The 14926-nt window shown below is 73.6% G+C and carries 15 protein-coding genes; 5 read left to right on the top strand and 10 right to left on the bottom strand.

The genetic code is table 11. The features are described 5' to 3' along the window. The first annotated feature begins 16 nt into the window (after positions 1-16). Both AB0O28_RS17615 and AB0O28_RS17610 read left to right on the top strand, forming a co-directional pair. Complete coding sequence (locus tag AB0O28_RS17615; protein WP_363641241.1) at positions 17-1513, top strand: TldD/PmbA family protein; 1497 nt, start codon at positions 17-19, stop codon at positions 1511-1513. Next, positions 1510-2892: a metallopeptidase TldD-related protein gene (locus AB0O28_RS17610; RefSeq protein WP_363641239.1), complete on the top strand. Its 1383-nt coding sequence runs from the start codon at positions 1510-1512 to the stop codon at positions 2890-2892. Before AB0O28_RS17615 ends, AB0O28_RS17610 begins: the two co-directional genes overlap by 4 nt. Positions 2893-2909: 17 nt before the next feature. On the opposite strand, the gene AB0O28_RS17605 is transcribed toward AB0O28_RS17610, so the two are convergent. Further along, positions 2910-3125, bottom strand: a complete 216-nt coding sequence (locus AB0O28_RS17605) for a dodecin (RefSeq protein ID WP_363641237.1) — start codon at positions 3123-3125, stop codon at positions 2910-2912. Between the two features lie 86 nt (positions 3126-3211). Here AB0O28_RS17605 and AB0O28_RS17600 point away from each other — a divergent pair, with 86 nt between their 5' ends. Continuing rightward, positions 3212-3535 (top strand): DUF3099 domain-containing protein, encoded by a 324-nt coding sequence (locus AB0O28_RS17600; RefSeq protein WP_363641235.1) that lies wholly within the window; start codon positions 3212-3214, stop codon positions 3533-3535. 422 nt (positions 3536-3957) lie between these two features. Here AB0O28_RS17600 and AB0O28_RS17595 read toward each other — a convergent pair whose 3' ends face one another. The 6 genes from AB0O28_RS17595 to AB0O28_RS17570 form a co-directional block, all read right to left on the bottom strand. Then, positions 3958-4230, bottom strand: a complete 273-nt coding sequence (locus tag AB0O28_RS17595; protein WP_363641233.1) for a DUF6457 domain-containing protein — start codon at positions 4228-4230, stop codon at positions 3958-3960. Between the two features lie 11 nt (positions 4231-4241). Then, positions 4242-4874, bottom strand: coding sequence for an NTP transferase domain-containing protein (locus tag AB0O28_RS17590; RefSeq protein ID WP_363641231.1), 633 nt, complete (start codon positions 4872-4874; stop codon positions 4242-4244). A gap of 57 nt (positions 4875-4931) precedes the next feature. Further along, positions 4932-5921 (bottom strand): GTP 3',8-cyclase MoaA, encoded by a 990-nt coding sequence (gene moaA / locus AB0O28_RS17585; RefSeq protein ID WP_363641229.1) that lies wholly within the window; start codon positions 5919-5921, stop codon positions 4932-4934. Positions 5922-6003: 82 nt separating this feature from the next. Continuing rightward, positions 6004-6426 carry a YjdF family protein gene (locus tag AB0O28_RS17580; RefSeq protein WP_363641227.1) on the bottom strand — a complete coding sequence of 141 codons (423 nt, stop codon included), beginning with the start codon at positions 6424-6426 and terminating at the stop codon, positions 6004-6006. A gap of 425 nt (positions 6427-6851) precedes the next feature. Beyond that, positions 6852-7286 (bottom strand): hypothetical protein, encoded by a 435-nt coding sequence (locus AB0O28_RS17575; RefSeq protein ID WP_363641225.1) that lies wholly within the window; start codon positions 7284-7286, stop codon positions 6852-6854. 252 nt (positions 7287-7538) lie between these two features. Continuing rightward, complete coding sequence (locus tag AB0O28_RS17570) at positions 7539-8579, bottom strand: aminoglycoside phosphotransferase family protein (protein ID WP_363641223.1); 1041 nt, start codon at positions 8577-8579, stop codon at positions 7539-7541. Positions 8580-8698: 119 nt separating this feature from the next. Between AB0O28_RS17570 and AB0O28_RS17565 the strand changes: the two genes are divergently transcribed. Next, the gene (locus AB0O28_RS17565) at positions 8699-9853 is read left to right on the top strand and encodes an RtcB family protein (RefSeq protein WP_363641221.1); all 1155 of its coding nucleotides are present in this window, start codon (positions 8699-8701) and stop codon (positions 9851-9853) included. On the opposite strand, the gene AB0O28_RS17560 is transcribed toward AB0O28_RS17565, so the two are convergent. Then, positions 9841-11124 (bottom strand): cytochrome P450, encoded by a 1284-nt coding sequence (locus AB0O28_RS17560; protein ID WP_363641219.1) that lies wholly within the window; start codon positions 11122-11124, stop codon positions 9841-9843. The two genes, AB0O28_RS17565 and AB0O28_RS17560, sit on opposite strands and share 13 nt — an antisense overlap. An 88-nt stretch (positions 11125-11212) precedes the next feature. Next, positions 11213-12406: a cellulose binding domain-containing protein gene (locus tag AB0O28_RS17555; protein ID WP_363641217.1), complete on the bottom strand. Its 1194-nt coding sequence runs from the start codon at positions 12404-12406 to the stop codon at positions 11213-11215. Between the two features lie 155 nt (positions 12407-12561). Between AB0O28_RS17555 and AB0O28_RS17550 the strand changes: the two genes are divergently transcribed. Next, on the top strand, positions 12562-13581 hold the full coding sequence (locus tag AB0O28_RS17550) for an NAD-dependent epimerase/dehydratase family protein (protein ID WP_363641215.1): 1020 nt from the start codon (positions 12562-12564) through the stop codon (positions 13579-13581). Between the two features lies 1 nt (position 13582). On the opposite strand, the gene AB0O28_RS17545 is transcribed toward AB0O28_RS17550, so the two are convergent. Further along, positions 13583-14836, bottom strand: a complete 1254-nt coding sequence (locus tag AB0O28_RS17545) for a hypothetical protein (protein ID WP_363641213.1) — start codon at positions 14834-14836, stop codon at positions 13583-13585. Between the last annotated feature and the right edge of the window lie 90 nt (positions 14837-14926).

Raw genomic sequence — 14926 nt, 5'->3', positions numbered from 1 at the left:
GGTTAGGATCGTGGACATGCGCCAGATCGACCCCGACTTCCTCGCCCTGCCGCTGCGGCGGCTGGCGGACGCGGCCCTGCAGCGCGCCCGTGACCTGGGAGCCGAGCACGCCTCGTTCCGGCTCGAACGCGTACGCGCGGAGACGCTGCGCCTGTTCGACGCCCGGCTCGAGGGGTCCTCGGACGCCGACGACCTCGGCTTCGCCGTACGGGTGATCAAGGACGGCACGTGGGGCTTCGCGTCCGGGATCGAGCTGACCCCGGAGGCGGCGGTCCGGGCCGCCGAGGAGGCCGTGCGGGTGGCGGCGGTCAGCGCGCCCATCAACCGCGAGCCGGTGGAACTCGCCCCCGAACCGGTGTACGACGACGTGACCTGGGTGTCGGCCTACGACGTCGACCCGTTCGACGTACCGCTGCCGGACAAGGCGGCGCTGCTCGCGGAGTGGTCGTCCGGCCTGCTCGGCAGGGTCGACCACGTCTCGGCCTCGCTAATGCAGGTCAAGGAGCAGAAGTTCTACGCCGACACGGCCGGCACGGTGACCACGCAGCAGCGCGTGCGGCTGCACCCCGTCCTGACCGCGATGCGGGCCGACGGCGACCGGTTCGACGACATGCGCACGCTGGCCCCGCCGGCCGGCCGGGGGTACGAGTACCTGACCGGCACCGGCTGGGACTTCCCCGCCGAGCTGGCCGAGATCCCCGACCTGCTCGACGAGAAGCTCAAGGCGCCCTCGGTCGAGGCCGGGCCGTACGACCTGGTGGTCGACCCGTCGAACCTGTGGCTCACGATCCACGAGTCGATCGGCCACGCGACCGAGCTGGACCGGGCCCTCGGCTACGAGGCGGCCTACGCCGGCACCTCCTTCGCCACCTTCGACCAGCTCGGCACCCTGCACTACGGCTCGCCCGTGATGAACGTGACGGGCGACCGAACGGTCGAGCACGGCCTGGCCACCGTCGGCTGGGACGACGAGGGCGTGGCCGGCCAGTCGTTCGACATCGTCCGCGAAGGCACGCTGGTGGGCTACCAGCTCGACCGGCGGATGGCGCTGCTGAAGGGCCTCGGGCGGTCGAACGGCTGCGCGTTCGCCGACTCCCCCGGGCACGTGCCGATCCAGCGGATGGCCAACGTGTCGCTCCAGCCGGCCGCGGACGGCCCGTCCACCGACGAGCTGATCTCGCGGGTCGAGCGCGGGATCTACGTCGTCGGCGACAAGAGCTGGTCGATCGACATGCAGAGATACAACTTCCAGTTCACCGGCCAGCGGTTCTACCGCATCGAGAACGGCCGCCTGGCCGGGCAGCTGCGCGACGTGGCCTACCAGGCGACCACCACGGACTTCTGGCGCTCGATGGAGGCCGTCGGGGGCCCGCAGACGTACGTGCTCGGCGGCGCCTTCAACTGCGGCAAGGGCCAGCCGGGCCAGGTCGCGCCGGTCAGTCACGGCGCCCCTGCGGCACTGTTCCGCGGCGTACGGATCCTCAACACCGTCCAGGAGGGTGGCAGCAAGTGAGCGACGGGGTGACCACACCGCAGGAGACGGTGGAGCGGGCGCTCGCGCTGAGCGAGGCCGACGGCTGCGTCGTCATCGTGGACGAGGGCTCGACCGCCAACCTGCGCTTCGCCGGCAACACGCTGACGACCAACGGGGTCGCGCGCTCGTCCCGGCTCACCGTCATCTCCGTCGTGGGCGCCGGGGTGGGGGTGGTCTCGCGCTCCGCCGTACGCGCCGATCAGCTCGCGGACGTGGTGGCCGCGGCGGACCGCGCCGCACGGGAGGCCCGGCCGTCGGAGGACGCCCGGCCGCTGGTCGAGGGCACGGCCGGGGAGGGCTGGGAGCGTCCGGTGGAGCCGACCTCCATCGACGTGTTCGGGACCTTCGCCCCCGCGCTCGGGGAGGCGTTCGCCGCCGCCGACGCCTCGGGACGCAGGCTGTACGGCTTCGCAGAACACATCATGACCTCCACGTTCGTCGGCTCGTCCACGGGCCTGCGGCTGCGCCACGACCAGCCGACCGGGCGGCTCGAACTGAACGCCAAGTCGTCGGACATGTCGCGCTCGGCGTGGACGGGTGTGGCCACCCGCGACTTCTCCGACGTGGACGTGGCCGCCCTGGACGAGACGCTCGTCCGGCGGCTGGAGTGGGGCAAGCGGCGGATCAGCCTGGAGCCGGGCCGCTACGAGACGCTCCTGCCGCCGACGGCGGTCTCCGATTTGATGATCTACCTGTACTGGTCGGCCGGCGCGCGGGACGCCGCCGACGGCCGCACGGTGTTCTCCCGGCCCGGCGGCGGCACCCGGGTGGGTGAGCGGCTCTCGACGCTGCCGATCTCGCTGCGCAGCGATCCGGCAGGGGCCGGCGTCGAGTGCGCCCCGTTCGTCGTCGCGCACTCCTCCGGCCGGGAACAGTCGGTCTTCGACAACGGCCTGCCCCTGGCCCGCACGGAGTGGATCAGCGACGGCACGCTGGCCAACCTCGTGCAGACCCGGCACTCCGCCGAGCTGACCGGCCTCGCCACCACCCCGCAGATCGACAACCTGGTCATGACGGTGCCCGGTGGCGGCCGCTCCTTGGAGGAGATGATCGCCTCGACCGAGCGGGGCCTGCTGCTGACCTGCCTGTGGTACATCCGCGAGGTCGATCCGCAGTCGCTGCTCCTGACCGGCCTGACCAGGGACGGCGTCTACCTCGTGGAGAACGGCGAGGTCGTGGGCGAGGTCAACAACTTCCGGTTCAACGAGTCGCCGGTCGACCTGCTCGGCCGCCTCACCGAGGTGGGCGCGAGCGAGCAGACGCTGCCGCGCGAGTGGAACGACTGGTTCACCCGTGCCGTCATGCCGCCGGTCCGCGTGCCCGACTTCAACATGTCGACGGTCAGCCAGGCCAGCTGATCACAGCCGGCCCGGCCTCATCCGGTGTCCTCGAGGCGGAAGCCCACTTTCATGCCGACCTGGAAGTGGGCCACCTCGCCGTCCACGATGTGCCCACGCACCTCGGTCACCTCGAACCAGTCCAGATGCCGCAGCGTCTGCGCGGCCCGTCTGACGCCGTTGCGAATGGCCTGATCGACGCTCTCAGCCGAGGTGCCCACTATCTCGGTCACCCGGTAGGTGCGATCCGACATCACGTCCTCCTGCCTGTGCCTGTCGCGTGATCGTAACGCCGGTGCGGGCGTCACCCCCGCCTCCCTCGGGGTCTACCGTGGAAATCGTGAATCCATGGCGCTGGTTGAGAAAAGACCGCCCGGTCGTTCACCAGGTGACGGACGCCCAGCCGTCGCTGTCCGACGACGTCCGCAAGCGGGAGATCAGCTATCTCATCAAGATGGGCATCCGGCTCGCCTGCCTCATTCTGGCCGTGGCGGTGCCGGCCCCTTGGCCGGTCAAGGCCCTGTTCGTCGCGGGGGCGGTCCTTTTGCCATACCTTGCCGTTATCGGGGCCAATCAAAGAGGTCACGAGCCTCCTCCACCCCCGGACTTGACCTCGTCTAACCAAAACGAGATACCACGGCATCGACGCGAGATCGGGTCGTGACAAAGTCTTGACGCAACCCAGTGGTTAGAGGTGTACAGTTTAGCCAAGCGCTCTGGTCCCCCGTCGGAGCGCTGGTGCCGGCGTTCCGGGCCCCCGTCGGAACGCCGATGAAGCGGCGCCGGGTGGTTTGCCCCCGTAACCACCCGGCGTCGCCCTTTTTACAACGTGGCATGGCCATACGGACCGGCCGTCGCGGTCGTCCCCCGCAGGGGATGGCCCTTCCGCCGAGCGGCCCCGGCGCCCGCCCTTCCCCTCTTCGCGGCGCGCCGGGACCGCGGCAGCCGTAGTCAGGAGCCTCGGCGTTTCAGAAGCCGCGCGTGTCAGGAATCGCAGCGCCTCGGGAATCGCAGCGCCTCGGGAATCGCAGCGCCTCGGGAATCGCAGCGCCTCGGGAATCGCGGCGTGTCAGGGGCCGCGAGGTGTCAGGAATCGCGAGCGTCGGGAGTCGCGGGTGGCTCCGCGGTCGCCGCCGCCCAGTCGTTCGCCATCCGGGACACCCGCTCCACCACGTCGGGCGGCGCGGTGCCCGCCCCCTGCGCCAGCCCCACCAGGTAGGCGGTCAACGGGGCGGCCGGCCGCGCCACACCGTGTGCCACATCCCTGGTCAGGTCGAGCACCGCGGTCCGGTCCACCCGGGCGGGGTCGATGCCCAGTTCACGGCAGACCAGTGCCGTCCATTCCTCCAGTACGTTCACGCGCACTCCCTTCACCCGTGCCGCCGGGCCCGCTCCCGGGCCGCGCGGAGATCCTCGACGGTGTCGCAATCGAACCACGGCGGGGTCTCGCCGGGCGCCACCGGCGGGCGCACGGGCGCCGGCCCCAGCGGGCCGAGCAGCCCGCGCAGCGACCGCCCCCGGTAGGCGCCGAGCGCCGTCCGCAGCGCCGCCGTCCGCCACGCACCGGTAAGCCACTGCTCGCGGCCCTCGTCGTCCACGAGCACCGCCCCCGCACCGCTCTCGGGCACCGCCGCGAGGATCGCACCGACGTGACCGGCGACGACGAACGGCAGATCGGCGGCGAGCAGCACGACCATCGGGGATGTCACCTCGGCGAGCCCGGCGCGCAGCGCCGGCACCGGCCCGCCGCCCGGCGGGTCCTCCCGGGTGAACGACACGCCCGGCATGTCTCTCGGCGGGCCCACCACGACCACGGCGCGGGCGTCGCGGACCGCCGCCGCCACGCGCTCGACGAGCGGCAGCCCGCCGACGAGCGCGCCGGGTTTGTCCGCGCCGCCGAGCCGCTCGGCCCGGCCGCCGGCCAGGATCACGGCGTCGTACGGCGGCGGGCAGGGCGGCACGCTGGGTGCCGCATCGGCGCCGGTTCCGGAACGGGGAAGCACGGGTCGCTCCCTGAACTCTCTCTGGCTCTCGGCTCTCGGGGCTTTCTCCGGGCTTCGTCAGCCGCCGATGGCCGACATCGGGCGGGCCGGCTGGAGGAACGCGGCATCGTCGATGCCGTGCCCGGCCTTCTTCCCCCGCACCGCGGCGATCCACCGCGCCGCCAGCTCCTCGTCCGGCACGCCCGAGCGCAGCGCCGTACGCAGGTCGGATTCCTCGGTGGCGAACAGGCAGTTGCGCACCTGGCCGTCGGCGGTGATCCGGACGCGGTCGCAGGCGCCGCAGAACGGGCGGGTGACCGAGCCGATCACGCCCACCCGGTGCGGGCCGCCGTCGACCAGGAACAGCTCGGCGGGCGCGCTGCCCCGCTCGCGCGGGTCGTCCTCGGTGAGGTCGAAGGAGTCCTTCAGCAGCCCGAGGATCTCGTCGGCCGTGATCATCTCCTCGCGGCGCCAGCCGTGCTGGGCGTCGAGCGGCATCTGCTCGATGAAGCGCAGCTCGTATCCCCGGTCGAGGCAGAAGCGCAGCAGCGGCACGGCCTCGTGCTCGTTGACGCCGCGCATCAGCACCGCGTTCACCTTCACCGGAGTGAGCCCCGCGGCCGTCGCGGCGGCGAGCCCGTCCAGCACGTCGCGCAGCCGGTCGCGGTGCGCGAGCCGGACGAACACCTCACGGTCGAGCGTGTCCAAGGAGACGTTGACGCGGTCGAGGCCGGCCCGCGCGAGCGGCTCCGCGAGGCGGGCCAGGCCGATGCCGTTGGTCGTCACCGACACCTGGGGGCGCGGGCTCAGCCCGGCGGTCGCGGCCACGATCTCGACGAGCTCGCGCCGCAGCAGCGGTTCGCCACCGGTGAAGCGGACCTCCCGGACGCCGAGCCGCTCCACGCCGATCGTCACCAGGCGGACGATCTCCTCGCCGGTGAGCAGGTCGGGCTTGGGCAGCCAGTCGAGGCCCTCGGGCGGCATGCAGTAGGCGCACCGCAGGTTGCACCGGTCGGTCAGCGACACCCTCAGATCGGTCGCGACCCGGCCGAACGAGTCAACCAGCACGAGAGGACCTCCAACCCCCAGAGAGCCTCAAGCCTAAGCCCTGCCGTCACGATGGCGGCAACCTCGGTCGCCACGGGCGAAGTCAGCGATCACGGCGGCGCTCGATCCGCTTGCGGCGGGCGACCTCGCGCCGGTGCTCGGCCAGCGCGCGCTCGCGCTCGCGCCGGTTGACGCGCGCCTGACTCTTGGTGCTCTCCAGTTCGAGCCGCAGCGCCTCCTGCGCGGCCGTGCCGCGCCGTGTGACCTGCGCCGCCGCTCGCGCGGCCAGCTTGGCCGCGCGTTTGGGATTGACCCGCCGCTCACCGCTCTCCCCCACGGGTACGGCGGGGGCCGCCTCCGCGCGTTCGAGCAGGGCGACCCCGTGCCGCATGAGGAACTCATGCAGCTCGGGGTCGGTGGGCTCCGATCCGAACACAAACCGGGTCGCGCGGAGCTCGCCGTCCTCGACGATCTCCAGGACGCCCACCCAGAACGGGCTCTCGAAACAGACGGACAGGGAAACCACGATGCCTCCACAGGTATGCCGACAGGCGGCTTGGCGAAGCCGCTTTCCGGCACACCGGACATCCTTCGAGGTTCCCCGAGGGGACACGAGAGGCGGATACGGAAACCACCGGCCCGGAAGGCCCCGGCGGGCGCCCGGGCTACCAACCGGGACCGCGTTTTCGTGTGCTCGGCCCAGCTTAACGCCCGTCTCCCGGCCACGGCCATCGCCTTTTCGCGGCACCGCGTGGAGCCCGGGGCGGACTGACGGACATGGAGCCGATCCGTCTCGGCGTACGTGCCGGGGAACTACTCGAACGCGCCGCCGCGGCGCCCGGCGGGCGCGCGGCCGACACCGTGCACGGCGGCCACGAGCACAGCGCTGCGTCAGACGCTGCTCGCCCTGACCGCCGGGACCGGCCCGCGGCCCGCCGGCGGGAGGAACCGCTAGACGGCCTGCAGGACGCAGCCCAGGGCGAGCAGCGACACGACCTTCACGCCCTCCAGCGCCACGTAGTAGAGGTGCGCCCTCGACCGGTGCAGCGCCGGGTCATCGCCGGACAGGACGCGGTCGGACCTGCGGTTGAGCGGCGGGCGTACGACGGCGACCTGGATCACCAGGACGGCCGCGGCGACCGCTGTGAGCACCACCGCGGCGGTGGCGGGCGATCCGGTCGCGACCGCCGCGATCACGACGACCGCCAGCACGGCCTCGGCGGCGTTGAGCGCGCGGAAGACGAGCCGGCCGATGCCGAGCCCGATCGGAATCGTCACCCCCGGCGCGCGGAACTTCAGGGGCGCCTCCAGGAAGGAGATCGCCAGCACCATCCCGAGCCAGACGAAGGTGGCCGCGCCGCCCACGGCGGCCGAGGCGGGATTCATTCTCGCTCTCCTCTCGCGCACGCGAAATCGGCGGACGGACGGGACCGCGTCCCGGCCGAGCCGTCCCGCCGGTCACGGCTTCCGCCGCCGCCCTCGCCCAGGGTTCCACGCGGGCTCCCCGGTTTCCGACCCAGGGTCATGCGCCAACCGGAGATCACCGCTCCATGCCTGCCCCTTCGCCGCCCTCATGACTCCGGAAAGATGGCCGGCCGCACCGCGAGCACGGGCCCGATCGCGGCGCGGTCGCCGCTGTCATCTCCAGCCGGTCCGCCGCCGCAGCCAGGCCAGCGCCGCCCGGCCCTGCGCGAGCTGGAACGCGCGGAGCGTGGGCAGGCCCGGCGGCGGGGGGAGGCTTCCCCGCTGCAGGAAGAAGCCGGTCACGGCGGCCAGGACCGCGGTGACCGCGTCGCCGTCCGCCTTCGCCGCGACCGGGTGGCCGTCGAAGACCTCGGCCGGCGGCGGCCCGCCCTGCATGACCACACTCGGGAGCATCCCGAGCAGGTCGAACCACGGGGCCGCCAGGCACGCCCAGGGCCAGTCCACCACGTAAACACGCCCGTCCGCGGCGAGCAGCAGGTTGTCGGCCCGCAGATCGGCGTGGGCCAGCGTGTCGCCCTCCGCCGCCGGGCCCCAGCCCGCCTCCAGCTCCGCCAGCCGGTCCAGGTGCCGCCGGGCCCACGCGACGTCGGATCCGTCCGGGCCGAGAACATCCGGGCCGAGGACGTCCGGGCCGGCGGCCAGGCGCCGCCATCCCCGGTATTCCTCCGCGAACCGCTCGGCGGCCGGCGGCACGGCCGCGGGCGAGGGGGTGAGCGACTCGGCCAGCTCGGCCATCACGCCCAGCACGAGGCCCAGCTCGGCCGCGACCCAGGGCTGGGCCGGCTGCCGTCCCTCGACGTCCTCGAACAGCAGGACCACCCAGCCGTCCTCGTCGAAGGACGCGAGCAGCCGGGGCGCGGGCGCCGTGACCGGCAGGGCGGCCGCCACCCGGGCCTCCGATCGGTGGATAGCGGGGCTGAGCGGGCTCGGCTCGGGCCCGACCGCCTTGACGAAGGCCCTGCCGCCACCGGCGAGCCGCAGGCGGGCGGCCACGCCCGGGGAGAAGCCGCCGGGCTGGGTGACGGCCTCGGTCACGCGGTCCCCGAGGTGCGCCTCGACCGCCAGCCGCAGGTGCGCGGGCACCGCGGTCCACGGCAGTCGTACGCCCCTGGCGGGCGGGGGCGGGGCGTCGCCGCCGCGGCGATGCCGTTCCGCCTCGGTCCGATCATCGGGCTCCAGGGAATCGTCGCGCATTGCGGCATGATGCGCGGCGGGCGGGTAGGGCGGCAAACGACTTTCGCGCGCGAATAATTCGGTTGGGATCGCACCCGCCTCCCCGGCACAGTGGATCTCGACCGAGGAGGAGATCCACGATGCCGAAGCACATCGCCCCGAAGCTGCTGTCCTGGGCGAGCGAGATCGACGAGGGAACGATCGACCAGGCCGCCCGCGCGGCGCGCCTGCCGTTCGTGCCCGGCCACGTCGCGCTCATGCCGGACGCGCACGTCGGCATCGGCGCGACGGTCGGCTCCGTCATCCCCACCGAGGGCGCGATCATCCCGTCCGCCGTCGGCGTGGACATCGGCTGCGGCATGGTCGCGACCGAGACCACGCTCACCGCCGCCGACCTGCCCGACTCGCTCGACCCGCTGATGCGGCTGGTGGAGCGGCGCATCCCGGCGGGCGTGGGCAAGGGGCACGACGACCGCGCGGTGGACCGGGCGCTCGCCGAGCTGGGCCGGCCGCACACCTCGCTCACCCCCAAGCAGGAGAACACGGTGGCCTGCCAGTTCGGGACCCTCGGCTCGGGCAACCACTTCGTGGAGGTCTGCCTCGACGAGCGCGACCGGGTCTGGACCGTGCTGCACTCGGGCTCGCGCGGGATCGGCAACCAGCTCGCCACCGCGCACATCAACGGTGCGAAGCGGCTCATGCGCGACCTGGGGATCGGGATGGAGGACTACGACCTCGCCTACTTCACCCAGGGCACCGCGGAGTTCACCGCGTACATCGAGGACATGCTGTGGGCGCAGCGGTACGCGATGGGGTCGCGGGCGCGGATGGACAAGGTGCTGAGCGAGGCGCTGTTCCGCGTCGTCGGGACCGGCGCCCGGGTCCGGACCATCAATTGCCACCACAATTTCACCCAGATGGAGACCCATCAGGGCAAGGAGCTGTGGATCACTCGCAAGGGCGCGATCAAGGCGGACACCGGAGACGAGGGCGTCATCCCGGGCTCGATGGGCACCCGGTCCTACATCGTGCGCGGGCGGGGCAACCCGCTGTCGTACAACTCCTGCTCGCACGGCGCGGGGCGCAGGATGTCCAGGAGCCGGGCCAAGCGTGAGCTGTCGGCGGCGTCGCTCAAGGAGGCGATGCGCGGCCGGACCTGGAACTCCGACCGGGCCGCCGCCCTGGTGGACGAGCACCCCGAGGCGTACAAGCCCATCGACCGGGTGATGGCGGACCAGAAGGACCTCGTGGAGGTCCGGCACACGCTGCGCCAGGTGTTCAACTACAAGGGATGAGCCGCCGGGCGCGGCCGTTCCGCCCCCACCGTCTCCCGGGGCACGGCCGCGCCGGCCGGACGCAGGACGAATCCGCTCGCCACCCGGGCCGGGATCCGGTACGGCGAGACGGTGAGGTCCTGCTCCGGCACGGTGTAGTCCAGCCGGGCCAGCCGTGGCACGAGGGCCTCCAGCAGGCCTGCGGCGACCGGCTCGCCCGGGCACCGGTGGCCGGTCGCCGGGTCGCCCCCGCCCTGCGGGATCAGGTCGTACGGGCCGATCTCCCGCCCGGCGAAGCGGCGGGGGTCGAACGCGCACGGGTTCGGCCACAGGGCCGGGTCGTGGTTCTGGCCCCAGATGTCGAGCAGCACGAGCCAGTCCGCCAGGATCGGCTCATCCTCCCAGGTGAGGTCCTTGACGGCCGTGCCCGCCACGAACGGCGCGAAGGGGTAGAAGCGCCGCACCTCGTGCGCGAACGCCTCGGCGTACGTGCCGTCCGTGTCCTCGCGCAGGCGGACGCGGTTGACCGGCCAGCAGTGCAGCGCGTGCGCGGCGAACGCGAGGAACCAGCTCACGGCCACGGTGGGGCGCACCAGGTTGAGCAGTTCGACCGCCGCGATCCGGGGCGCGAGCATCTCTCCGCCGGGCTCCCGGTGGCGGGCGGCCACGGCGAGCGCCGAGGCGTCCGGCACCCGCAGGGCGCCGCGCCGCACGTCCTCGACCAGTCCCGCCAGCCATGCCTCGCGGCGCCTGCGCGCGGCGCGGGCCCGCCAGTGCCGCGGGCCGGGCGACCCGAAGCCGTCGACCAGCGCGACGAGGTCGTCGGCGAGGGGCCCGGTCTCCTCCTCGGTGAGCGGGATGCCCGCCCATCGGCACGCCCCTCGCGTGATGACGCGGGCGGCCTCGTCGAAGAGCACGACGTGTGCCCTGTGCGGCCAGGTCGCCACCGCCGCGTCCCACGCCGCGGTGGTCTCGCCCACCAGAGCGGCGACGCTCTGCGGGGTCATGAGCGACATGAACATGCCCTTGCGCGCCCGGTGCGCGGCCTGGTCGAGCGTGTGCACGGCGCCGTGGCCGAACAAGGTGCTCTTGATCGGCTCGGGCAGCGCCGGAGCGCGCTGGATGTGGTTGTCGTCGTAGAAGAAGCGGACGGCGTCCGGCCCGCGCAGCACGACGGCGCGCCGGCCCATCAGCCGGGTGTGGACCATCTCCCCCTGGGTCTCCCGCCAGCGGGCCGGCAGCCAGGCGTAGCCCTCGAGCAGCAGGAGCAGCGTGGTGTCGAGCAGCGGCATACGTCCTGACTGCCCGCGTCCGTCCCGGAGAAACGGGTTCCGCCGTACGGCCCGCCCCGGGCGGAGGCCGGCCGTACGGCGGCGGGGATCAGCTCACCACGCAGTTGCGAAGGTTGAGGGTGAAGCTCCGGGGATCGGGATTGGCGCCCGCGTAGGTGCCGTTGAACCCGATCTGCACGGTTGCGCCGGGCTTGATCCTCGAGTTCCAGTCCGCGTTCACGGCCTTGACGTCCCTGCCCGACTGGGACCACGTCGCCGAATAGCCGCTGGTGAGCTCCTGTCCCTGCTCGGGGAAGGCGAAGCGCAGCTCCCACCCGTCGATGTCGGCGGAGCCGATGTTGGTGATCTTCGCGGTGGCCGCGAAGCCGCCGGGCCACGTCCAGGTGCCGTAGTCGACCCTGCACGTCGCCGGTGACGCCGAGTGCGTGGGGTAGTCGGCCGGCACCGTGGCCGTCACCAGGTCGGACGGCAGGCTGACGTTGCCCGCGGCGTCCTTGGCCACGACGAAGTAGACGTACGACTGACCGGCGGTGAAGTACGTGTACTGCTGACCGGGGATGGAGCTGTAGCCGGCCTCGGTGAAGGACCGCGCCGTGCCGGGCAGATCCCTGCCGGCCCGCGTCCAGCCGGTGCCGACGCGCCGGTAGACGTCGTAGCCCGCGACGCCGACGTCGTCGGTGGACGGCGTCCAGCAGAACGACGTTCCGTTGAAGTCGGGCAGGCAGTCGGCCTGCGTCCCGGCCGGCCTGGTCGGCGGCGTGGTGTCGCCCGTGGCAGGGGTCGGCGTCGCGTTCGCGCCGGAGACCGCGGGCGTGCTGAGCAGCGCCGAGGGCTGACTGGCGTTTCCGGCGGCGTCCCTGGCGACGACGTAGAACGTGTAGGTCCGGCCGTGGACCAGCCCGGTGGCGACGGCCGTCGTGCGGGTGGTGGAGGTCACCGGGACGAACCCGTTGGCGGTGAGAAGGTACACGTCGTACCGGGCGACCCCGACGGTGTCGGAGGACGCCGTCCAGCACAGGCCGACCACACCCTGGAAGCTCCCGCTCGGGGGCGGGGGCGGCGGGCACGCCCGCAGGTCGCCCGGCGCCGTCGGCGGCGTCACATCCGACCCCGGCGACGGCGACGGCGACGGCGACGGCGAGACCGTGGTCATCGCCTTGACAACCCGTAATCCGGCCGCGCCGCCCGCGAGCACGGGCGGCGCGGCGATGTTGACCGCCAGCAGGGCGGCCGCGACGGCGCCCGCCGCGGCCCACGCGGCCGGCCATGACAGTCTGGGCACGGTTCCACCTCTTCCGAAGACGAAGATCCGCCGACGATGTGCCCGGATCATCGGTCGGCCGTGCCTCCCCGTCAAAGGATCGCCCCTGTCTCCGCCGGTCATCGCGTAAGGAACTTGAAATTTTCAGCGAGCCGGGCCGTCGCTACCGTGGCGCAATGAAAATCTTGGTCACCGGCGCGGCCGGTTTCATCGGGAGCCGCGTCGCCGATCTGCTGCGGGACGCCGGGCACGAGGTGCGGGGATTCGACCTGCGCGGCGGCGCGGGCGTCACGGAAGGCGACGTGCGGGACGAGGACGCCGTCGGCCGCGCGCTCGCCGGAGTCGACGCCGTCGTGCACCAGGCGGCCAAGGTCGGCCTCGGCGTCGACGTGTCCGACCTGCCGGCGTACGTGTCGGTCAACGCGCTCGGGACCGCGGTGCTGCTCGCCGCCATGGCGCGGCACGGGGTCGCCCGGCTGGTGCTGGCGTCGTCGATGGTGATCTACGGCGAGGGCGTCTACGACTGCGCCGAGCACGGCCGCGCGCGCCCCGGCCCCCGGGACGAGGCGGACCTGGCCGCGGGCCGGTTCGAGCCGGCGTGCCCGCGCTGCGGCGCCCCGCTGGCGCCGGGGACCGTCGACGAGGACGTCCCGCCCGATCCGCGCAACGCGTACGCCACGAGCAAGCTCGCCCAGGAGCACCTTGCGGCCGGCTGGGCCCGCGAGACCGGCGGCGCGGCGGTCGCCCTGCGCTACCACAACGTGTACGGGCCCGGCATGCCGCGCGACACCCCCTACTCGGGGGTGGCCGCGATCTTCCGGTCCGCGCTGGAGGCCGGGCGGGCGCCGGCGGTGTTCGAGGACGGCGGCCAGCGCAGGGACTTCGTCCACGTCGGGGACGTCGCGGCGGCCAACCTCGCCGCGCTCGGCGCACTGGAGTCCGCCCCGCCCGGGCGGCTCCGGGCGTACAACGTGGCCAGTGGTGAGCCCCGCACGATCGGCGACCTGGCGGACGCGCTCAGCGCGGCGCGGGGCGGTCCGGCCCCCGAGGTCACCGGCCGCTACCGGCTCGGCGACGTGCGGCACATCGTGGCCTCCCCGGACCGCGCCGCCGCCGAGCTGGGTTTCCGGGCGCGGATCCGCTTCGCCGACGGCATGCGCGAGTTCGCCCACGCCCCTTTGGCGACGGCCGGCTGAATCACCAGGGAGATCTCACGAACCCCTGCAGCAGCAGGCCGAGCACCGCCTGCGCGGCGAGCAGGCGGCGGTCTCCCCCCGTCCGCCCTCCCGCCGCGGCGATCCAGAGCGCGTACGGCAGCCAGATCCGCTCCACCTCGCCCCTGGTGACGCCGCTGACGTCGAGGGCGAGCACCGCCGCCAGCGCCGCCAGCGGCAGGATCCGCTCCCCGGCCCGCCCCGGCGCCACGAGCCCGGCGGCGGTGGCGGGACCGGTGACCAGGGCGAGCACGGCCAGGTTGGCGGCCAGGAAGTACAGATACGGCCGGTCCGCGCCGGGGTCGGCCGCCCATTCGGCGTGGGTGGCGAGCACACCGGCCGGCCACCAGAACCCCCCGGCGGCGAACAACGCGCTCACCGCGGCCATCCCGGCCAGGCAGGCGGCCACGGCCGCCCGCGGCACTCCCACCGCGACCGCCGCGACGAAGGGAACGAGCAGATACGGCACGAGGCCGTAGCTGAGGTAGGGCAGCGCGCCCAGGGCCAGTCCGGCGCCGAGGCCGAGCGCCACCCGGCCCGCCCGGCTCTGCGCGCCGAGCACCAGCAGCGCCGTCCCCCACGCCGCCACACCCGCGAAGAACGCGTCCATGGTCGTGGCGATCCACACCGCCGCCGGGCTCAGGGCGAGGTACGGCAGCGCGCGCCTGGCCGCCTCCTCCCCCGCGACCCGCCACACGGCCAGCCCGATCGCGACCGTGGCCGAGCACCCCGTCACGACCACGAGGACGGCGGCCCAGAACGGTCCCGGCAGGCCCACGGCGGCCAGTGCCCACAGCACCAGCACCGGCAGCGGCGGATGGCCGCGTACGTGCGTGGGGTAGGCCGGCAGGTCGCGGGTGAAGTGAGCCAGCCAGCCGAGGGGGTCGCCGCCCACGGCCCCGAGCCCGGCCAGGTACTCCTGCGGGTGGGTGAACGGCCACGCCAGCCCCTCCCCCGACACGGCCAGCAGGACCGTCCAGGCGAGCGACGCGGCGAAGGCCGCCGCCAGTGCGGCGCGCATCGGCAGGTGCGCGGTCAGCCGGGGCAGCACCGGCACCGCGACCACGGCGAAGGCCGCCGCCGGAAGCAGCGCGGCCGTGGGCAGCCGCGCCAGCGCGTGCAGCGGCGGGAGATGGTCGATGCGCAGCACCCCGCGGGCGTGCAGCAGCCCGCCCACCGCGAACGCGCCCGCCACGAGCGCCGCCCAGGCCGCCGTCGCACGCCGTCGTGTGATCACGGCCCACACGTTAGGCCCGGCGGGGTCCCTCTCCCCGCCCCGTAGTCACTTCGTAAGAACTCGCCCCGCGTTCGCCCCGGTCCCGGCGGG

It is taken from the genome of Microbispora sp. NPDC088329 (assembly GCF_040685655.1).
Taxonomy (GTDB): Bacteria; Actinomycetota; Actinomycetes; order Streptosporangiales; family Streptosporangiaceae; genus Microbispora.
Note: the sequence above shows the minus strand (reverse complement) of the source record. Positions and strands in the feature narration are given on the sequence as shown.